The following is a 20,434-nucleotide window of genomic DNA, read 5'->3' as shown; positions in this document are numbered from 1 at the left end:
CAGGCTTGCAATGGATTGCAGCCAGGCGATGCGCAGGGCACAAGGCGCGAGCGTCTTCGAGTTCAGTGGGGAAAGATCAGGGCGTTGCTGGCAGGCAGCAGACAGGCTCCGGTCTTCGCTGGATTAGCGACGCCAGATATTGCTTTTGAAGATGGCCAGAATGGCCGGGGAGCAGCTATCGGGATAGCTGTGGGAGGAACTGATAGCAGAAAGGTGATAGTACATTTTAGACATCCCAGTCTTGGCTAAACACTGCGGGAATAATTGGCAGTGCGGTGAAACTACCAACGTGTCCCTTGAGCTGTCAACTGCTGTGGAAGATTTAATCTTTCATTCGTTTTGGAATGGGGCGAAAAACTATTTCCGTGTATATGTAATCGCGCGTGCTTTTTTACAAGAAATTTGTGCGAGCCCAATTGCGAGATAGCGCAGCTGGGTATTTGTAAGTTCTGGGGGCGCCGATGTGGTTGCGGGCTTCTTGGCAAAGCATGGCCGCCAAAGTCCCCTTTCTGACCTCCCATAGCCTCAACAGCCAGATGCTGCTGCCGTAACGTGCACCTGACTGCGCACGCCGAGGGAGCGTCCTGATGAATCGTAGAACCTTTATGCTCGGCACCGCGGGAGTGGGGGCATTGATGGTAGGGGCGGGGGCGTTGTTGCGGCCGAGCGATCGGGGCGGCCCTTACAACGAGTACTTCCGCACGCTGAACCAGGAGCTGAAGAGCCATGGGCCGATGCGACCGGTGATGCTGATCGACCTCGACCTGCTCGATCACAACATCAATGTGGTCATGCAATCCGTCACACGCGCCGGTAAACACTTGCGCCTGGTGGAGAAATCCCTGCCATCCCCGGGGCTGTTGGCCTACATCGCCAAACGTACCGATACCCGGCGGCTGATGTCGTTTCATCAGCCGTTCCTCAATCATGATGCAGTGACCTTTCCCGAGGCGGACATCTTGGTCGGCAAACCTTTACCGGTACGCTCGGCCGAGGTGTTTTACCAAACCCACAAGGGAACCTTCGACCCTTCCAGGCAACTGCAATGGCTGCTCGATACCCCCCAGCGACTGATGGATTACCTGGCATTGGCGCAAGGCCTGGGCATCCGGATGCGGGTCAATATCGAGCTGGATGTCGGCCTGCATCGCGGCGGTGTCGCTGACCAAACGGTGCTCGGCGAGATGCTGACACTGATCAGTGCCCATCCGCAGCATCTCGAATTCGCCGGTTTCATGGGGTATGACCCGTTTGTCGGCATGGGTGTGCCCAAGATCCTCGGTTCGTCCCAGGCGTTGTTCGACAAGGTGATGGTCATCTACAACGCTCATGTGCGCTACCTACGGGAGCGTTTCCCGGCGCTTTGGCACGAAGGGCTCACGCTCAATACCGCCGGCAGCCCCAGCTACCGCATGCATGAGCAGGAACGCTTGAGCAGCGAGGTCTCGGTGGGGACGGCGTTTCTCAAGCCGACCCATTACGACCTGCCATCGCTGGCCGAGCATGTGCCGGCGGCCTTTATCGCAACGCCAGTGCTAAAGAGTACTGGAGCTGTGAATTTTCCAGCCTTGGATGGCAAGTCCCGATTGTTCTCTTGGTGGGACCCTAATCAGCGCGCGACTTTCTTTATCTATGGCGGCAACTGGATGGCCGAGTTCGAGTCCCCCACGGGGCTTCAAAGCAACGAGCTCTATGGCCGCAGTTCCAACCAGGAAATGGTCAACGGCTCACCCGCCGTAGGGCTGAATGTGGAAGACCAGGTGTTTTTGCGGCCGACACAGACGGAATCCGTGCTGCTGCAATTTGGTGATTTGCTGGCCGTGCGCGGTGGGAAGATTGTCGAAACCTGGCCCGTGTATTGATCGGAGCGGGTAATGCCCGGAGCATGGCGGCCATCTTCAACGGCTGCCCCGCAAGAGAAACAATACCAGTGCCACCAGGCAGGCCGTCGCCTGGATCCCGCCCAGCGTCGTGACTGGCGCGAAGCTCAAGACCGAGGCCAGCCAGGTGGTCAGCGCCGCCGCACCCATGGAGAGAAACCCCAGCAGTGCGGAGGCCATGCCGGCTTCTTTGCCAAAAGGTCCCATGGTGATTGCCGTGCCCAGCGGATTGGCCAGGCCCATGCCCCACAGAAAGGTGATCATCGAGAGGGCATACCACCCAAGACCAGGCGCGGCCGGACCGACGAGAAGCAGGCCTCCGCCGGTCATGGCGCAGGCAATGCCCAGCAGTGTGATGATCCGGGCACCATGACGATGCGCCAGGCGCGGAGCCGCCATGCCGGCTGCGAACACGACGAATACCGTAGAGGCGAAATACAGGCCGGTCTGCACCGACGTCAGGCCGATACCTTTCATCAGGATGGCAGGTGCCGCCGCGAACGATGCGAACAAGCCGCTCATCAGCAGGCTCATTGAAAGGGCAGGGAGGATGAAGCGCTTATCCAGCGCCAATCGGCGATAGGCCAGGACCACGCTCTTGGCCGAGTGCGGCGCCCGGCGATCGGCGGGATGGGTTTCTCCCAGGTCACGCACATAGAAAAAGGCCAGTACAACGGCGGCCATCCCGACCAGAATGAAGACGGCACGCCAGCCGAGCGTGACGGACAGGACACTACCGGCCAACGGCGAAAAGCCAGGCGCCGCGGCAGTGGCGATCATCGTCAGCGACAGGGCGCGGGCGAGCGTTTCGCCTTCGAACAGATCCCGAGCGATGGCGCGCGACAGCACCGAGGCTGCGCATACGCCCAGCGCCTGCACGACGCGTCCGGCGATCAATACATCGAGCGTGCTGGCAAGACCGGCGATGACGGTGCCTACAACGAATACCGAGAGGCCGCCCAGCACCAGTTTCTGGCGCCCGTAGCGATCGGCCAGTGGCCCGACCACCAGTTGACCCAAGGCGAAGGTGATGAAGAAGCTGGACAGCGTCAGGCCGAGCTCGCGAGCGGTCACGCCCAGATCTTCACCGATGTCCGCAAACGCCGGAAGGATGATATTGGTGGAGAGCATACTGATCGCCGCGAGGCCGGCAAGCAGCGCCACGACTTTGCCGGTCAAGGGTTGGGTGGAGGCGTGGGGTTGCATATCGGCAATCGCCAATGAAGTCCGGGCTTCCATAACGTCATCTCCTGCGCTGGTGGATGGCGTGCCTCAACCTGAGTCTGCGGCCCGCGGCGTCGCTGGGGTGAGCATCACGCTGTAACGTCTCGTCAATAACATGATGGTCATAATATTCTGGCTAAATATGATGGTCGTAATCTGATGCGTCAAGTTAAATCTCGGGGGAATTTCGGTATAGGCGCGAGGAGCCTCTTGCGCGGATTGCGCTTATCGGATTCGCCGCAGCCTGGGAGGCGCTGCAAGAGCCATCGGGGGCTTTCAGAAGCTCATACGCATCAACTGCACACTGTCTGCCACCAGACAGTTGATCAACAAGGTTGTCCCCGTGCAGGCATTTCCACTGCCTGAATGCATGTCTAACTGTTTGTAAATAAACGAATTATTACTTGGCACGAATCGTGTTGATAGAGCAATGAGAAGCACCGGGAAGTGGTGCTGAATCTATCGAGCAGGAGTTCCCATGCCACGTGAAATTCGTTTGAATGCCTTTGAGATGAACTGTGTCGGTCACCAGTCGCCCGGTCTCTGGAGGCATCCCAAGGATCGCGCCTGGCAGTACAAGGACCTGGATTACTGGACTGACCTGGCCAAGCTGCTGGAGCGCGGCAAGTTCGACGGCATCTTCATCGCCGATGTGATCGGTATCTACGATGTGCTCGGCGGCAACGGCGATGCCGCCATCCGCCAGGCGACCCAAGTGCCGGTCAACGATCCGTTGGCGTTGATCACGCCGATGGCATTGGTGACTGAACACCTGGGTTTCGGCCTCACTGCCTCGCTGACCTTCGAACACCCTTATCCCTTCGCCCGTCGCCTGTCCACGCTGGACCATCTGACCAAGGGCCGCATCGGTTGGAACATCGTCACCTCTTACCTCGACAGCGGGGCGCGCAACCTCGGGCAGAAGGCGCTGAGCGATCACGATGCGCGTTATGACTACGCCGACGAATACCTGGAGGTGCTCTACAAGTTGTTCGAAGGCAGTTGGGAGGAGGGTGCGGTGGTGCGCGACCGTGAGCGCGGGATTTTCAGCGACCCGAGCAAGGTCCACGAGATCCGCCACCAGGGCAAGCACTTCCAGGTACCGGGTATCCACCTTTGCGAGCCGTCACCGCAACGCACGCCGGTGCTCTACCAAGCGGGGGCGTCGAGTCGTGGCAAGGACTTCGCCGCCGGGCATGCGGAATGTGTGTTCGTCGCCGCACCGTCCAAGGTGATCCTGAAAAAGACCGTGGCCGACATACGCCGGCGCGCCGCCGAAGCCGGGCGCGATCCGCGCAAGGTGTTGATCTTCAACTTGCAGACGGTGATCGTCGACGAGACCGACGCCAAGGCACAGGCCAAGTGGCGGGAACTGAAAGCCTACAGCAGCTACGAGGGCGCGCTCGCGCTGATCTCCGGCTGGACCGGCATCGACTTCGGTCAGTACCGGCCCGACCAGGTGCTCAAGCACATCCACACCAACGCCATCCAGTCGGCAGTGGAAACCTTCTCTACCGCCGACCCGGACAAGCAATGGACCGTCCAGGAACTGGCCGACTGGGTCGGCATTGGCGGGTTCGGCCCGTTGATCGTCGGCAGTGCGCAAACCGTGGCCGACGAGCTGCAAGCCTGGGTCGAGGACACGGATGTGGACGGCTTCAACCTGGCCTACGCCCTGGCCCATGAAACCTTCCACGATGTGGTTGAACTGCTGGTGCCCGAGTTGCAACGGCGCGGTGCATACAAGACCGAATACCGCCCAGGCACGCTGCGTGACAAGCTGTTCGGTGACGGTCCGCGACTGCCCGCCAACCACCCTGGCGCTGGCTATCGGGACTTGAAGCGCCTGGTCCGGCACACCAGCCTCGCTGAGCCGGTCCTGGCCGGGGAGGAGTAAGCCCATGAGTGTCTTTGAGCTCAACTCGCCACTGCCCGACGGAGTGACTGACAGCGCCCTGGTGGCCTTGCAACGCTGGGCCAGGGAGCGACCGACGCAGATCGCCCTGCGCCATCGGCGCCTAGGCGTCTGGAAGGCCTGGCGTTGGATCGATGTGCAGCGCGAGGTCGAGCGTGTCTGCGATGGCTTGCGCCAGCAAGGCTTTGCCCCTGGCGCGCGGCTGGCGCTCAGTGGCGCCTTCGAGCCGAGCCTGCTGATCCTGGCACTGGCGGCGCGTCAGTTGGGCGGGCACAGCGTGGTGATCGACCGCGACAGTCGTGGTGAGGCGCTACAACGCCAGTTACGCCTGATCCGTCCGGCGTTCGCTTTTGTCCAGCGCCGCGAAAGCGTGTCGCACTGGTTGCAGTGCGGCCTGGATGAGGATTGGCCGCTGCGGTTGTATTCGGCCCAGGTTAGCGCGGCGAGTCGTGGCCTGTGGCAGGTGCAGTCGCTGTCGGTGCTGTTCGTCACCGAGGCGCCGACAGCGCAACGCCAGGGCTGGGCCCAGGTCGCCGAGGACGCGGTGGTGTGGGTCGATGAAGGCACCGAATGGCGCGATGGCCTGGCCCACTTGTTCAGTCGCTGGCTGGAGGGCGGCGAAGGCCTGGCGTTTCCGGAAAACTGCGAGTCAGCCAGCCGCGATCGCCGCGAGATCGCCCCGACCGCCTTGCTGCTGTCCGCCGCGCGAGTCGAATCGCTGGCCGCGGAAATCGAAGCTCGCCTGCCACTTCCAGGCAGTTGGCGGCGGCGCCTGTGCGAATGGACTTTGAACGATCCACGGCGTGGCCTGCGCCGCTGGCTCAAGGCGCGGGTGCGGCACCTGCTGGGCTTTCAGCGGCTGCGTCGGATCGAGGTGCCGAGCGCGCCCGCTGACGCGGTGCTGCACGGCCCGGCGCGTCAATCGTGGTTGCAGGAGTACCTGGAGCGAGCGGCATGAGTGCGCTGCTGGAGGTGCGCAACGTGTCGCTGTCGTTCCGGGGCGTGAAAGCGATTTCCGACCTCTCGTTCAGCGTAAAGCTCGGTGAGATCTGTGCGCTGATCGGGCCGAATGGCGCGGGCAAGAGTTCGCTGCTGAACATTCTCAACGGGGTCTACCGGGCCGACGCCGGCCAATTGTTCTTCGCCGCCGAACCGTTGCGCCGCCCGCATCCACTGAAGGCGGCCAGGCTCGGCATCGGCCGGACGTTCCAGAACAATGCGCTGTTCAAGAAAATGAGTGTGGTGGACAACCTGCTCACCGGTCTGTCGCGTTTCCAACGAACGTTTTTTCTCGAACAGGCCCTGGGCTTGCCACGTGCCCGACGCGAGGCGCGGGCGTTCGCCGAGCGGGCCGAGCGGGTGCTGGAATTCCTCGAATTGCAGGCCTGGCGCGATGTCGCCGTGGGCAGCCTGGCCTACGGCCTGCAGAAACGCGTGGAGTTGGGCCGGGCGTTGATCGCGCAGCCGACCCTGCTGTTGCTCGATGAGCCGATGGCCGGCATGAACGCCGAGGAGAAACAGGACATGAGCCGCTTCATCGCCGACATCAATCGTGATCTTGGCACTACGGTGATTCTCATCGAGCACGACATCCAGGTGGTCATGGGCTTGTCCAATCATGTGGTGGTGCTGGACTACGGACGCAAGGTCGGCGATGGCTCGCCGGCCGAAGTCCAGGCCAATCCCGAGGTGATCGCTGCCTACCTGGGAGCGCCTCATTCATGAATTTCTTTCTGGAAACCCTGATCGGCGGGCTGCTGGCCGGTACCCTGTATTCGCTGGTGGCCATCGGTTTCGTGCTGATCTACAAGGCCAGCGGTGTGTTCAATTTCGCCCAGGGCGCCATGCTGTTGTTCGCCGCGCTGACCTTTGTCAGCTTGCGTGAACAAGGCCTGTCCTTTGCCCTGGCGCTGCTCCTGACGGTGTTGGTGATGATTGTCGGCGCGCTGTTGATCGAGCGCCTGGTATTGCGGCCGTTGGTCAACCGCTCGCAGATTACCTTGTTCATGGCGACCCTCGGCCTGTCGTTCATCATCGAAGGCCTGGCCCAAGGACTGATGGGTGCCCAGGTGCGCGCGCTGGACCTGGGCATCGAGGACGTTCCGCTGTTCGTCGGCGAGATCATGGTCAGCCAGTTCGACCTGATCGCCGCTGGGGTGTCCGCGCTGACGGTGGCGGTGCTGGCCGTGCTGTTCAACAAGACCCGCATCGGTGTCGCCCTGCGCGCCGTGGCCGACGATACTCGCGCGGCACTGTCGCTGGGCATCAACCTCAACCGCATCTGGCAGATCGTCTGGGCCGTGGCCGGGATGGTCGGGCTGGTCGCCGGGCTGCTCTGGGGCGCGCGCCAGGGCGTGCAGTTCTCGCTCTCGCTGGTGGTGCTCAAGGCGCTGCCGGTGCTGATCATCGGCGGTTTCACCTCGATCGGCGGGGCCATCGTCGGCGGTCTGATCGTCGGGGCCGCCGAGAACCTCGCCGAGGCTTACATCGGCCCGCTGATCGGCGGAGGCATCACGCCCTGGTTCGCCTACTTCCTCGCCTTGATCTTCCTCTACATCCGTCCGTCCGGCCTGTTCGGCGACCGGATCATTGAACGGGTATGACGCCATGACCGCTACTGTTCCGCGCCTGACTGCCAGTTTCGACGAAGCACCGCTGACCCTGGTGCGCCGGCGCTGGCGACCGGGCCTGCTGCTGTTGCTGCTGGTGGCCTTTGTCGGCCTGCCGTGGCTGGGCAACGACTATTGGCTCAATGCGATCCTGATTCCTTTCCTGGTGCTGTCGCTGGCCGGCCTGGGGCTGAATCTGCTGACCGGCTACACCGGGCAAACGTCAGTCGGCGCCGCCGGCTTCATGGCGGTGGGGGCGTTCGCCACCTATGGCCTGCTGCTGCGCGTACCCGGATTGCCGTTGCCACTGGCGCTGACAGGCGGTGGTTTGATCGCCGGGCTGGTGGGGTTGCTGTTCGGCATCCCCAGTTCGCGGATCAAGGGCTTCTACCTGATGGTCACCACGCTGGCCGCACAGTTCTTCCTGGAGTGGGTGTTCGCCAAGTTCCCTTGGTTCTACAACTACGCCTCGTCCGGCACTATCAGCGCGCCACGCCTGGAGCTGTTCGGCCATGACCTGAGCGCACCGGTCGGTCGCTACCTGTTGACCCTCAGTTGCGTGGTGCTGCTGACCTGGGTGGCGGTCAACCTGGTGCGCAGCCAGGTCGGCCGCAACTGGATGGCGATTCGTGACATGGACACCGCTGCGGCGGTGATCGGGATTGCCGTGGAGCGCGACAAGCGCATGGCCTTTGCCGTCAGTTCGTTCTATTTGGGGATCGCCGGAGCGCTCTGGGCGTTCGCCTACCTGGGCACGGCCAGTGCCGGCAGCTTCGATATCAATCGCTCGTTCCAGATTCTGTTCATCATCATTATCGGCGGCATGGGCAGCATTGTCGGCAGCTTCATCGGCGCGGCCTTCATCAGCCTGGTGCCGATCCTGCTCAGTCATGCCGGGCAATGGTTGTTCAACGGCAATGTCGATGCCGGGCAACTGCAGAACCTGCAGAAAGTGCTCTTCGGCGCCTTGATCATCTGGTTCCTGATCAAGGAGCCGGAAGGGCTGGCCCGCCTGCTCGGTGACCTGCGCGAACGCGTCAGGGTCTGGCCGCTGCGGTTCTGAACGCCGACCCACGCTCCAACAGACCTTGACCCGGCCCAGGGAAAGGAGGTTTCCAACACTGCACAAGAAGTACAGACCATGCGTAGAACCTTGCCTCGCCTCCTGTTCGCCAGCCTCTTCGTGGCTGGCGTCCAGGCCCTGCTGCCGACCATCACCCAGGCCGCCAGCAACCAGCAATTCATCCCCATGGCCACTTATCGGGTCGGTGCCTATGCCTCCAGCGGCATCCCCTGGTGGGCGGGGGAAATCGACTATTTCCGTTACATCAACGAAGTGGAAGGCGGCATCAACGGCGTCAAGCTGGTCTGGCAGGAATGCGAGACCGAGTGGAACGTCGACCGCATCGTCGAGTGCTATGAGCGCTACAAGGACGGGCTCGACGGCGCGCCGACAGCGTTCTTTTTCACTCACAGCACGCCGGGCTCCTATGCGCTGATGGAGAAAGGCGCGGCGGACCGGATCCCGCTGATCGACGGCGCTGGCGGGCGTACCGAATCCACCGATGGCAGCGTGTTTCCCTATGCCTTCCCGCTACTGCTCAATTACTACGGCCAGGCCTCGGTGGGCATCAACTACATCGCCGAGCGCGAGGGCGGTTTCGACAAGCTCAAGGGCAAGAAGATCGTCACCGTCTACCACGACTCCGCCTATGGCCGGGAAACCCAGGCGCCGATGACCCTGCTGGCGCAGAAGTACGGTTTCGAGAACATCCAGATTCCGGTGGCCGATCCCGGCAATGAACAGTCCGGGCAATGGCGCCAGGTGCGGCAGATCAAGCCGGACTGGGTGTTCCTGCGGACCTGGGGCGTCTCCACCCCGGTGGGGATCAAGACCGCCGCAAGGTTCGGCATCCCGGTAGACCGCATCATTGGCGATGTCTGGGCCGGCTCCGAGGCCGACGTGATCCCGGCGGGCCCTGCCGCCAAGGGCTACCAGGCCCTTGCGCCGTTTCCGGGCGGTGACGGTTTCGAGATCCACAAGCGCTTGCGCCAGTCGATCCTCGACACCGGCAAGAGCGACCTCAAGGATCGCAGCTACTTCGGCAAGGTCTACTACAACATCGGTCTGATCAATGCAGCCATTGCGGTTGAAGCGCTGCGCACGGCCCAGGCCAAGTTCGGCAATCGCCCCCTCAACGGCGAGGAAGCGCGCTGGGGCTTCGAACACCTGGACATCGATGCCGCGCGGCTCAAGGCCAGCGGTTTTGAAGGCCTGCTACCACCGCTGAAACTGTCCTGCTCCGACCATGAGGGCGGCGGCGCGGCGCGCGTGCAGCAGTGGGACGGTGAGAAGTGGGTGCTGGTGACCGACTGGGTCCAGGCCGACCGCGCCACGTTGCGCCCATTGATCGAAGCCAAGTCTGCCGCCTATGCGAAGGAAAAGGGCATCACCGCGCGTGATTGCGCCCGCGAACAATGAGCCACCGTCGATAACTGTCGTCCGGCGGCCATGGCGCGGTCGGGCACTCAAGCCGAGAAAAAATCATGCATGCAACCCTTAAACGCAGTTTCGCCGTCGTTGGCCTGGCGCTCAGCGCCTGCGCGGTGCTGGTACCGGTCGCCCAGGCAGCCAACGAACAGTTCTTCCCCCTGGCCACCTACCGGGTCGGCGCCTATGCCTCCAGCGGCATTCCAGTCTGGGCCGGAATGATCGACTACCTGCGTTACATCAATGAGGTGGAAGGCGGGATCAATGGCGTCAAGCTGGTCTGGCAGGAATGCGAGACCGAATGGACGGCGGAGAAGGGCATCGAATGCTACGAGCGCTTCAAGAACGGCCTCAATGGCGCGCCGGTGGCGGTCTACCAGCCGAATGGAGCGCCGGCGGCCTACGCCCTTGCGGACAAGGCCGCCGCCGACAGAATTCCCTTGATCACCCTCGGCTATGGCCGCACCGAAGCCACCGACGGCAGGGTGTTTCCCTATAACTTCCCGGCCATGCTGACGTTCTACAGCGAGGCCTCGGCGTTCATCAACTATGTGGCCGAGCGCGAGGGCGGACTGGACAAGCTCAAGGGCAAGAAGATCGCCACCGTCTACCACGACTCCGCCTACGGCCGGGAAACCCAGGGGCCACTGGCGCTGCTGGCGCAGAAATACGGCTTCGAGAACATCCAGATCGCGGTGGCCGACCCAGGTAATGAGCAGGCCGGGCAGTGGCGCCAGGTGCGGCAGCTCAAGCCGGATTGGGTGTTCCTGCGGACCTGGGGCGTGTCCACGCCGGTGGCGATCAAGACCGCCGCAAGGTTCGGCTACCCGGTGGAGCGCATCGTCGGCGACATCTGGGCCAGTTCCAACGAAGACGTGCTGCCGGCCGGCGAGGCAGGCAAGGGCTACCTGGCACTGACGCCCTATCCGGGCGGCGCCGACTTCGATATTCACCAGCGCCTGCGCCAGTACATCCTCGATACCGGCAAGAGCGACCTCAAGGATCCGAAGAGCTTCGGCAGCGTCTACTACAACTCTGGCCTGGTGAACGCCGCCATTGCCGTCGAGGCGATCCGCACCGGGCAGAAGCATTTCGGCAATCGTCCGCTCAACGGAGAGGAAGGTCGATGGGGCCTGGAGCACCTCGACCTCAACGATGCACGCCTCAAGGAAATCGGTTTTCTTGGGCTGATGCAGCCGCTGAAGCTGTCCTGCAGCGACCACGAGGGCGGTGGCGCGGCGAAGGTGCAGCAATGGGACGGCCAGCAGTGGAACCTGATCACCGATTGGGTCCAGGCCGACCGCGTGACGTTGCGGCCACTGATCGATGCCAAGGCCGCCGAGTACGCGAAAGAGAAGGGTGTGACCGCCCGCGATTGCGCGGCGCAATAGCCATGCGCATGGCTCGGAAAATCGAAACGCAACCGGGCGCGACCGCGCCCAAGGAGTAGGGAATCATGACCAACGCGGCCCTTGCCGGCACCGAAAACAGTGAGTTGCTGGCGGTGCAAGACATCGAAGTGATCTACGACGGCGCGATCCTCGCCGTGGCCGGGGTTTCCCTGCGGGTCGGACAGGGTGACATCGTCGCCCTGCTCGGCGCCAACGGGGCCGGCAAGAGCACCACGCTCAAGGCCATCTCCGGGTTGGTCCAGGCCGATCGGGCGCAAGTCAGCCGTGGACGGATTGTCTTCCAGGGACAGGACACCGCCGGGGTTGCGGCCAATCTGCTGGCGCGCCAGGGCATCGTCCATGTGCTGGAGGGACGACATGTGTTCGCCCACCTGACTGTCGAGGATAACCTGCGCAGCGGTGGTTTCCTGCGCAAGCCGACACGACGGGAGCTGGAGCAGGATCTGGAGCGTATCTACGCCTGGTTCCCGCGTTTGAAGACCAAACGCAAGACCCAGGCCGGGCTGACCTCGGGCGGCGAGCAGCAGATGCTTGCCCTTGGCCGGGCACTGATGACCAAGCCTCGACTGGTGCTGCTCGATGAACCCTCGATGGGGCTGGCGCCGCTCCTCGTCGAGGAAATTTTCGCCATCGTCGCGCAGCTCAACGCCCAGGAGGGCATGAGCTTTCTGGTGGCCGAGCAGAACATCAATGTCGCCCTGCGCCATGCCAGCTACGCCTACATCCTGGAGAACGGGCGGGTGGTGGGTGAGGGCGACGCCACGGAGCTGGCGGCGCGGGAAGACATCCAGCATTTCTACCTGGGTGGCAAGGCTCGTTGATGGGGCGTGGCGCAACTGTTCGCTGGGCAACAGTCCATCGACAGTTTGCCGCTCCCGAGGCTTTCAAATGTACCCGGATATTTCTTCAACCTATTGAATATAAAGCGTTTTAAAGGTTGGTACGGGCTGTGCTTTAGCTCTGGGTGAACCCGTTATGCATGGAGTAGCACATGACCGACTCACCGTCTTTCGATCAGCCTGGGCAGGCGCGTCCGGCGCCACGCAGTCCGGCCCACATCATCCGTAGTGACGCCGAGGCCATCGAGGTGGCACAGCGCCTGGCCGAGGATTTCGCCCGCGAGGCTGCCCTGCGCGATCGCGAGCGGCGCCTGCCCTGGGAAGAACTCGAACGCTTTTCCGCGAGCGGGTTGTGGGCGATCCGCGTGCCGAAGGCCTACGGTGGCGCCGAGGTGTCCTATGCCACCCTCAGTGAAGTGATCGCGATCATTTCCGCTGCCGATCCGTCTCTCGGCCAGTTGCCGCAGAACCACTTCGGCGTGCTCAGCAACCTCAGCCTGACCGGCAGCGAGGAGCAGAAGCGCCGCTACTACGCCAAGGTGTTGCAGGGTTATCGCTTCGGCAACGCCTTTTCCGAGGCACGCAGCCAGTACGTCACCACCTTCCAGACGCAGATCCGCTTCGATGGCGATACCGCCGTACTCAACGGTGAGAAGGCCTACTGCACCGGTGCGCTGTTCGCCCACATCGTGCCGGTCGCCGGGGTGGATGAGGTGGGGCACGTCCATATCGCCCTCGTTCCGCGCGATGCCGCAGGCCTGACAGTGATCGACAGTTGGGACGGTTTCGGCCAACGCATCACCGCCAGCGGCCAGGTGCGCATCGAAGGCGTGCGGGTGCCGGCGAGCGACGTGGTGCCGGCCTGGAAGGCCTATGACCAGCCCACCTCCGACGGCCCGATCTCGCAAATCATCCAGGCTGCGGTGGACACCGGCATTGCCCGTGGCGCTTTCGCCGAAACCTTGCGCGTGGCACGCCAGGCGCGTCCATGGGTGGACAGCGGGCTGCAACACGGCTGGCAGGACCCGCTTGGCCAAGCACTGATCGGTGAGCTGGCCTGGCGCCTGCAAGCGGCCGAAGCGATCCTGCGGCGCGCGGCGCACGCGGTCGACCGTGCTGTCGCCGAGCCCAGCGAGGAACGGGTTGCCGAAGCCTCGGTGATCGTCGGCCAGGCCAAGGTGCTGTCCACCGAGATTTCCCTGGAGGCTTCCAGCCGCCTGCTGGAGTTGGGTGGCACTCGCAGCGTCTCGGCCAGCCAGGGGCTGGATCGGTTCTGGCGCAATGCGCGGACTCATACCCTGCACGATCCGGTGCGTTGGAAATATCACTTGGTCGGCAATCAGCTTCTCAACGGCATCAAGCCGCAACGTCATTCCTGGAACTGAGGTATCGCGCATGTCCAACTTACATTCCCAAGGCCGCAGCGACCTGGCCCATGCCCGTCATGTCGAGGCGGCGTTGCTCGACTATCTGCGGGCGCAGAGTGCCCGTCATGAAGCCCTGGTGATCGCCGCGGTCGGTGAACTGCGCATTCGCATCGACGCTGCCGATGCCTTGCTGGAGTCCGCTGACGAGTCCCAGTCGGCCGCCATCGCTTTTCGCCTGGCCGCCGCCGAAGCGGCGCGCTTGAGCGGTCATGTGTATTTCGAGCTGGCCGGGCGCAACCTGCCGCGGCCCTTGCCGGACAATCCCGAGCCGGCATTGCTGACCCAGCGTCGACTGCTTGGCGACCATTTCCTCAACGGCGCTGCATTGGCCGACGGACACGGAGAAAGGCTGGGTAGATGAATGGATCCGGGGAGTGCTGGAGCGCTCCCCGGGTTTCCTGCGGCTGGGTTTGAACCGCAGGAAATGCTGCGCGAGAAATAGAATCGACGTCGGCTCAGGCCAGCCCTAACACCCTGCGCGCGTTACCGTGGAAGAATTTCTCCAGCACCTCGTCCTTGAGCCCCAGTTGCAGGGCATCTTCGATGCTTTGGCGGATCGGGCGGAACGTGTAGGAAGAGCCGAACAACAACTGCTCGGCCAGATAGCCGTTGGCGGCCTGCACGTAACCCTCGCTGCCCGGTTGGAACAGGTACATGTCCGGCACCAGGTGAATGTTTTCAAAGCGGAACGCAACGCCGAGGGCCTGCTGCACGTTGGGCCAGTAGCCGTGGTAGACGACAATCGTCAGGTCCGGGAACGCCCGAGCCACCGCAGCCAGGCGTGCCGGGTCGTTGTAGCTCGGGTCCGGTGTGGTCGGCCCGCTCATCAGGAACAGCGGGATACCGCGCTTTTGCAGGTGTTCGTAGATCGGCCAGTACAGTGCGTCGTCGGGGTGCCGGGCCGGCTCGGCGAAACCCGGCTCGAGGTCGATGCCGGCCAGGCCCAACTGGTCGATCGCCCGGTCGATTTCTGCCAGGGCGCCTTCGATGCCTTGCAGCACCGGTTCTATCGAGCCGATGCCGATCAGCTCGTCGTGGCCATGAACGATTTCGTGGATGCGTTCGTTCGGCAGATGCTGCCCCGGGGTGTGGCGGCCGACCACCACGGCCTTGTCCAGGCCGGCATCCCTTACTTCAGCGAGAAAACCCTCCGGGGTCAGCGAACGCTCGAAGTGAATGTCCGGGCCGCGGGTGCCGACGCGTCGATTGAGCCAGCGCGCCACGGCGTGTTCGGGCGAGCCCGGTACACCGCCGAAGAACGGGTGCAGGTAGGCCGGGCGGCAACGCAGGTCGATGACTTTCATGCGACTTTCTCCTTGCCGGCGCGAACGTCGAAGGCTCCACCGGTGAAGGCGCCTTCGACGGTGACCTTGCCCTTGCCCGGCAACAATGGGAACACCAGTTCGGCGAAGCGATAGGCTTCTTCCAGGTGCGGGTAGCCCGAGAGTACGAAGCTGTCGACACCCAGTTCGGCGTATTCGAGCAGGCGTGCGGCGACGGTTTGTGGGTCGCCCACCAATGCGGTGCCGGCACCGCCGCGTACCAGGCCGACACCGGCCCACAGGTTGGGGGCCACTTCCAGTTTGTTGCGGTCGCCGCCGTGCAACGCGGCCATGCGCCGCTGGCCTTCGGAATCCATCTTGCCGTAGTTGGCCTGGGCCGCAGCGATGGTGGCATCGTCCAGGTGACTGATCAGCTCGTCGGCCGCGGCCCAGGCGGCCTCGTTGGTTTCCCGCACGATCACATGCAGGCGCACGCCGAAGCGCACGCAGCGTCCATGCCTGGCGGCACGGGCGCGCACGTCGGCAATTTTCTCGGCCACGGCAGCTGGCGGCTCGCCCCAGGTCAGGTAGGCGTCCACATGCTTGGCCGCCAATTCGTGGGCGGCCTCTGATGAACCACCGAAGTACAGCGGCGGGTGCGGTTGCTGCACGGGGGCGAAGAAGTTCTGGGCGCCACGGACCCTCAGGTGCTTGCCGTCGAAGTCGACAGTCTCGCCTTGAAGCAGGCGCCGCCAGATGGTCAGGAACTCGTCGGAGGCGTCATAACGCTCGTCGTGCGTGAGGAACACACCGTCGGCTTCCAGTTCGGTGGCATCGCCGCCCGGGACGACGTTGAGCAGCAGGCGACCACCGCTGGCCTGATCCAGGCTGGCGGCCTGGCGCGCCGAGGCCGTGGGGTTACCCAGCGAGGTGCGCAGCGCCACCAGCAGCTTGATCCGTTGGGTCACCGGAACCAGGCTGGCAGCGGTCACCCAGGGATCCAGGCAACTGGCCCCGGTGGGGATCAGCAGGCCATCGTAGCCGAGCTGATCGGCGGCCACGGCGATCTGGCGCATATAAGCGTTGGTCGCCGGCCGGCCGCTGCCGGAATGGCCCAGGTAGCGGGTGTCGCCAGAGGTGGGAAGGAACCAGAAAATATCCAGGCTCATGAAGTTTGATCCTTGTGCGGTTGAGAGTATGAAAAGGCGCATGGCGCCCTTGCTGTATCGCAACGCTTGGCGTATCGGGGCTTTGTCGGCCGGGCCGCATTGCCTGTTTTTATCGTGATCAGATCGACAGTTGCAGGGCTCGGTCCGGGCGTGTGTGGGTGTCCGGGCGGCGTCGGTTGACCACCAGCTCGCCAATGGCGATCAGTCGCGCCCGCGTGACGTTGCGACTCAGGCCCAGCAGGCTGGCGGTGCGCACCTGGTTGCAGTGGCAGAAGCGGTAGGCGGCGCGCAGCAGGCTGTCTTCGACCTTCTCGTGGAGGCCGCCGGCCTGTTCTTCGAACAACCGGTGGAAGGTGCGCAGCAGTTGTTCGTCGGCGCTCTCGCCGTGGGTGGCCTGGGGTTGCTCCTGGCGCTCGATGCGCAGGGACGACAAGCGCAAGTCGTCCTCCTCCACCAGGCCGTTGCGGCACACCAGCAGGGTGTGGTGGATGACGTTTTCCAGTTCGCGGATGTTGCCCGGCCAGCTGTAGTCCACCAGTTTGCGTTCGGCTTGCGAAGTCAGGCGCACCTCGCCATAGCCCAGGCGATTGCAGTAGGTCTTGATGAAGTGACGGGTCAGCGGCAGGATGTCGCCCGGTCGCTCACGCAATGGATAGAGTTGCAGGCTGACCACGTCGAGGCGGTAATACAGGTCTTCGCGGAAGTGGCCGGCGCCGATGGCCTTATCCAGTTGCACGTTGGTGGCGGCGACCACGCGCACGTTGATCGGGATGCTCTTTCGCGAGCCCAGGCGCACCACCTCGCGTTCTTGCAATACCCGCAGCAGCTTGACCTGGATGGCCATCGGCAGGTCGCCGATCTCGTCGAGGAACAACGTGCCGCCGTTGGCTTCCTCGAACCAGCCGGCCTTGGCGGCGAGGGCACCGGTGAAGGCTCCTTTTTCGTGGCCGAACAGCTCTGCTTCCACCAGCGATTCGGAAAAGGCCCCGCAATTGACGGCAACGAACGGCCCGGCGCGGCGGCCGCTGAGGTTGTGGATGTGGCGTGCGACCAGCTCCTTGCCCGTGCCGGTCTCGCCAATGATCAGGACGCTGGCCTCGCTGGGGGCGACCTGTTGCACGTGGGCGAGCAGCGCCTGCGATCTAGGGTCTTCGAAGACCTGTGCGGTCGCCCGGATCGAGGTAGCCAGTGTCGGCGAAGGGGGGAGAGTCAGCAGTTGCATGGGCATCCCTATGAGTAGAAGGAGGGGGTAGGCCGCGTCTGGTTCAGCGCCCAGTCACCCAATTCGTGGAGTTTGTAATCCACCGGGTCGTGCAGGCTCTGGGTGCGCAGGTTGCGCCAATGGCGGTCGAGGCGCAGCGAAGCGTGGGTGGCGCGGGCGCCGGTGACTTCGAACAGGCGGCTACAGATATCCAGGCCGGTGCGCACGGCGGCGACTTTGGCGGTGGCGATGGACAGCGCCAGTTGTGCGCGTTCCTCGGCACCCAGCGCGTGGCCCTTGTGCCAGGCTTCATCGAGCTGCTCGGCGGCGCGTTCCACCAATAGGCGCACGCTTTCCAGGCCGACCCAGAACTCGCCGTAGTGGCGCAGCACATAGGGGTCTTCGCTGACGTGCTGAGCCTTGGAACGGAACCACGGCCGGCCTTCCTTGAGGGTGTAATGGCGGGCCTCTTCCAGGGCGCCTTCGGCGATGCCGAGGAAAATGTGGGAGAAATGCAATTGGGCGATCAGCGGGCGCAGGCAGGCGAAAGGCGTGCTCAGGGGGCCGGGGTCGAGCAGCAGTTCGTTCTCTTCCACCCGCACCCGTTCGAAGGTGGCGCTGCCGCTGTCGGTCTGGCGTTGGCCCATATTGTCCCAATCGCCGTGCAGGGTGATGCCGGTGCGGCCACTGGGGATCGCGGCGATCAGCAGTTTGCCGCCGGCGCTTTCGTCGATGGCCGAGGCGATCAGCATTTCCGAGTCGCTGGCGCCGGAGCAGAAGCTCTTCTTGCCGGAGAATTCGCGCCAGCCGTCGAAGGTCTTGACCACGGTGCGGGTGTCCAGCGGGTTCAACGCGTTGCCCCAGAACCAGTTTTTGCGGGCGGTCTGTTCGAACCAGGGTTGCCACTGATCGGGGCGTGAAAACAGGCGCACGGTGGCCAGCATCAGGTGCTGGAAACCGAAGACATGGGCGATGGAGCTGTCCACCTTGGCGAACTCGCGGACCACACCGAGGGTTTCGCTCCAACTGGCCCCGAGGCCGCCAAATTGGGTGGGAATGCTCAAGGCCAGCAGGCCGCTCTGGCGAATGGCGTCGCGTTGCTCCTTGGGGGTGCCGCCGGCCTCATCACGCTCGACGGCGGTTTCGGCAAATTCCGCAGCCAGGCGGCGGGCGGTCTGTAGCGGGGTCAGCACGGTGGGTTGTTGTTGGATTCTCACGCGATATCCCTCGCAAAAAGGCCTTCCAGGCAAATGCAGTGGTGATTCATGCGGGTTCCTCAGGCGATCTTGCGCAAGGCGTGCGCCTGGCCGGCAAACAAGCGCGCGGCGCGTGCGGCCGCCAGCTCGATGCGCGACTGCAAGGCCGCGTTGACGATGCGGTAGTCGGTAAAATCGGTCTCGCTGGCGTACACGCCGATGGGCAGGGTGAGCGACTGGAAGAAGCTGAACAGCGGGCGCAGTTGGTGATCGAGGACCAGGGCATGGCGCTCGCTGCCACCGGTGGCGGCCAGCAGTACCGGCGTGTTGACCAGGGCATCCTGGCCGACCAGGTCGAACAAATGCTTGAACAGGCCCGGGTAGGTGCCGCGATAGACCGGCGCGGCTACCACCAACAGATCGGCAGACTCGATCAGGCGCAGTTCGTGCTCGACGGTTTCCGGCAATTCCTTGCGCCACAACGCACCGCCCAGCGGCCGGGCAATGTTGCCCAGTTCAATCAGGTGGGTATCGATGACCAGGTGCTGGCCGAGTTCGCCCAGGATGGCTTCGGTCAGTGCCAAAGTGCGCGAGGGGCGGGAGGTACCGCCGGAAATAGCGACGACTTTCAGGGGAGTGCTCATCCTAGGTGTTCCTGTTGGACTGTTGATCGATTTACATAGGCTTGAGCAAGGGCCGTACCAACGCGAAAAGCCCAGTGTTTGCTGGGGTTCGCGGGGCAGGGAGGGGGAGCGACTGTTGGTCTGGCGGATGAATTGTTGAATGGCTGTTGCTCAGGCAACAGTTGGTCCGCTGTTTCTACGGCAACAGTTTTCAGTGGTGGGATCGGTGCAGGGAGAGAATGGGGGCGTCGGTGCAGTCTTGCGCTTCTCATTCCGGTCACAACGCTTGCCCGTATGGGGCGTCTGCCATCGGTGCTACAGTCCGGTCTTTCCAGGGGAGGAAGCGGCATGCGGATCGCAGTAATGGCTTTGACAATGGCGCAGTTGGCAGGCTGCGCGACGGCCAATGAAACCTTTGGCATGGGGCAACTTTGCGGCCGTCAGCCTTACTGCGGTGCGGCAACCGATATCGAGATCATCAAGGGCTCGACGAACGACAACGACGTGTATTCACGCGCGCTGGCACCGTTTGCAATCATTGACCTGCCTTTCAGTATCGTCGCCGATACGTTGATCCTGCCTTATACGATTTTTCATATGAGACCTGCCGAGGAGTAATGCGCGGAGCTTTAGGGATGGAAACCGTCATGTCGGCTTGTCGGCAATGACCCTCACCCTATGGCAATCGGCCGGCCCGAGTTTCTGACCGTTCGAGGAGCGCACATCCATCGGCGTGAGGGGCTGCCCAAACGTATTGTCCAGCAGCACCGAACGGGTTTCTCCCGGCTCGAACAGGAACCGTTCGCCCCACTGCCTCAGGCTGACCACCACCGGAAAGATCTCCCGGCCTTTTTCCGTCAGGACGTACTCCTTGTAGGCGCTTCCATCCGAGGCGGGGCGAACGTCGAACACACCGACCTCGACCAACGCTTTGAGTCGCGAAGCCAGAATGTTCTTGGCTACGCCCAGGCTTTTTTGAAATTCGCTGAAGCGGCGAATGTCGTCGAATGCATCGCGAATGATCATCAGCGACCAGCGATCGCCGATCACATCCAGTGTCCTGGCTACCGGGCATTCGCTGTTTTGTGGTGAAGCGTTTTCCATTTTGTTGACCTTATGAAAAAGGATCGCCAGGCATATCTGTGGTTGCAAATTGAAACCTGATCGAGCAACAATCTGTACAGGT

The 20,434-nt window shown here is 63.1% G+C and carries 18 protein-coding genes and 1 pseudogene; 12 read left to right on the top strand and 7 right to left on the bottom strand.

Annotated elements, in window-relative coordinates; all coding sequences use genetic code 11:
* The first annotated feature begins 656 nt into the window (after nt 1-656).
* Complete coding sequence (locus tag AC30D9_RS03905) at nt 657-1,862, top strand: DSD1 family PLP-dependent enzyme (RefSeq protein ID WP_490143730.1); 1,206 nt, start codon at nt 657-659, stop codon at nt 1,860-1,862.
* 36 nt (nt 1,863-1,898) lie between these two features.
* Here AC30D9_RS03905 and AC30D9_RS03900 read toward each other — a convergent pair.
* Nucleotides 1,899-3,125 (bottom strand): annotated as a pseudogene (locus AC30D9_RS03900) (multidrug effflux MFS transporter); the annotation flags it as partial.
* A 457-nt stretch (nt 3,126-3,582) separates the two neighbouring features.
* On the opposite strand from AC30D9_RS03900, the gene AC30D9_RS03895 reads away from it, so the two are divergent.
* The 10 genes from AC30D9_RS03895 (at nt 3,583) to AC30D9_RS03850 (ending at nt 14,158) form a co-directional block, all read left to right on the top strand.
* Nucleotides 3,583-5,001 carry an LLM class flavin-dependent oxidoreductase gene (locus tag AC30D9_RS03895; protein ID WP_307571879.1) on the top strand — a complete coding sequence of 473 codons (1,419 nt, stop codon included), beginning with the start codon at nt 3,583-3,585 and terminating at the stop codon, nt 4,999-5,001.
* A 4-nt stretch (nt 5,002-5,005) separates the two neighbouring features.
* Nucleotides 5,006-5,977, top strand: a complete 972-nt coding sequence (locus AC30D9_RS03890) for an AMP-binding protein (protein WP_490143464.1) — start codon at nt 5,006-5,008, stop codon at nt 5,975-5,977.
* Complete coding sequence (locus AC30D9_RS03885) at nt 5,974-6,744, top strand: ABC transporter ATP-binding protein (RefSeq protein WP_134924758.1); 771 nt, start codon at nt 5,974-5,976, stop codon at nt 6,742-6,744. The genes AC30D9_RS03890 and AC30D9_RS03885 overlap by 4 nt, the downstream gene beginning before the upstream one ends.
* Nucleotides 6,741-7,622: a branched-chain amino acid ABC transporter permease gene (locus AC30D9_RS03880; protein ID WP_134924757.1), complete on the top strand. Its 882-nt coding sequence runs from the start codon at nt 6,741-6,743 to the stop codon at nt 7,620-7,622. The genes AC30D9_RS03885 and AC30D9_RS03880 overlap by 4 nt, the downstream gene beginning before the upstream one ends.
* 4 nt (nt 7,623-7,626) lie before the next feature.
* Entirely contained in the window at nt 7,627-8,691 is a 1,065-nt protein-coding gene (locus tag AC30D9_RS03875; protein WP_307571881.1) for a branched-chain amino acid ABC transporter permease, read from the top strand.
* Nucleotides 8,692-8,769: 78 nt separating this feature from the next.
* Nucleotides 8,770-10,110, top strand: coding sequence for an ABC transporter substrate-binding protein (locus AC30D9_RS03870; RefSeq protein WP_490143463.1), 1,341 nt, complete (start codon nt 8,770-8,772; stop codon nt 10,108-10,110).
* Between the two features lie 65 nt (nt 10,111-10,175).
* A complete protein-coding gene (locus AC30D9_RS03865) occupies nt 10,176-11,510 on the top strand; it encodes an ABC transporter substrate-binding protein (RefSeq protein WP_490143462.1) in 1,335 nt (444 codons plus the stop codon).
* Nucleotides 11,511-11,575: 65 nt separating this feature from the next.
* Nucleotides 11,576-12,352, top strand: coding sequence for an ABC transporter ATP-binding protein (locus AC30D9_RS03860; RefSeq protein ID WP_134924753.1), 777 nt, complete (start codon nt 11,576-11,578; stop codon nt 12,350-12,352).
* Between the two features lie 170 nt (nt 12,353-12,522).
* Entirely contained in the window at nt 12,523-13,755 is a 1,233-nt protein-coding gene (locus AC30D9_RS03855; RefSeq protein WP_490143461.1) for an SfnB family sulfur acquisition oxidoreductase, read from the top strand.
* A 10-nt stretch (nt 13,756-13,765) separates the two neighbouring features.
* Complete coding sequence (locus AC30D9_RS03850; protein ID WP_307571887.1) at nt 13,766-14,158, top strand: hypothetical protein; 393 nt, start codon at nt 13,766-13,768, stop codon at nt 14,156-14,158.
* A 94-nt stretch (nt 14,159-14,252) separates the two neighbouring features.
* On the opposite strand, the gene AC30D9_RS03845 is transcribed toward AC30D9_RS03850, so the two are convergent.
* From AC30D9_RS03845 to msuE, 5 genes are all read right to left on the bottom strand, one after another.
* A complete protein-coding gene (locus AC30D9_RS03845) occupies nt 14,253-15,101 on the bottom strand; it encodes an amidohydrolase family protein (RefSeq protein WP_134924750.1) in 849 nt (282 codons plus the stop codon).
* Nucleotides 15,098-16,228: an FMNH2-dependent alkanesulfonate monooxygenase gene (gene ssuD / locus AC30D9_RS03840; protein WP_490143460.1), complete on the bottom strand. Its 1,131-nt coding sequence runs from the start codon at nt 16,226-16,228 to the stop codon at nt 15,098-15,100. The genes AC30D9_RS03845 and ssuD overlap by 4 nt, the downstream gene beginning before the upstream one ends.
* Nucleotides 16,229-16,346: 118 nt before the next feature.
* Nucleotides 16,347-17,450 (bottom strand): sigma-54 interaction domain-containing protein, encoded by a 1,104-nt coding sequence (locus tag AC30D9_RS03835; protein WP_134924748.1) that lies wholly within the window; start codon nt 17,448-17,450, stop codon nt 16,347-16,349.
* 8 nt (nt 17,451-17,458) lie between these two features.
* Nucleotides 17,459-18,646 (bottom strand): acyl-CoA dehydrogenase family protein, encoded by a 1,188-nt coding sequence (locus tag AC30D9_RS03830; protein ID WP_109753258.1) that lies wholly within the window; start codon nt 18,644-18,646, stop codon nt 17,459-17,461.
* 59 nt (nt 18,647-18,705) lie between these two features.
* Entirely contained in the window at nt 18,706-19,269 is a 564-nt protein-coding gene (msuE, locus tag AC30D9_RS03825) for an FMN reductase (protein ID WP_134924747.1), read from the bottom strand.
* A gap of 327 nt (nt 19,270-19,596) precedes the next feature.
* Between msuE and AC30D9_RS03820 the strand changes: the two genes are divergently transcribed.
* Nucleotides 19,597-19,866, top strand: coding sequence for a YceK/YidQ family lipoprotein (locus AC30D9_RS03820; RefSeq protein ID WP_134924746.1), 270 nt, complete (start codon nt 19,597-19,599; stop codon nt 19,864-19,866).
* Nucleotides 19,867-19,893: 27 nt separating this feature from the next.
* Here the strand turns inward: AC30D9_RS03820 and AC30D9_RS03815 are convergent, their stop codons facing one another.
* Nucleotides 19,894-20,352 carry a winged helix-turn-helix transcriptional regulator gene (locus AC30D9_RS03815; protein ID WP_490143459.1) on the bottom strand — a complete coding sequence of 153 codons (459 nt, stop codon included), beginning with the start codon at nt 20,350-20,352 and terminating at the stop codon, nt 19,894-19,896.
* Between the last annotated feature and the right edge of the window lie 82 nt (nt 20,353-20,434).

The sequence above is a fragment of the Pseudomonas sp. DF11 genome (assembly GCF_058148565.1).
The sequence above is the reverse complement of the archived record's forward strand: the minus strand, read 5'-3'. Positions and strand labels throughout refer to the sequence as shown.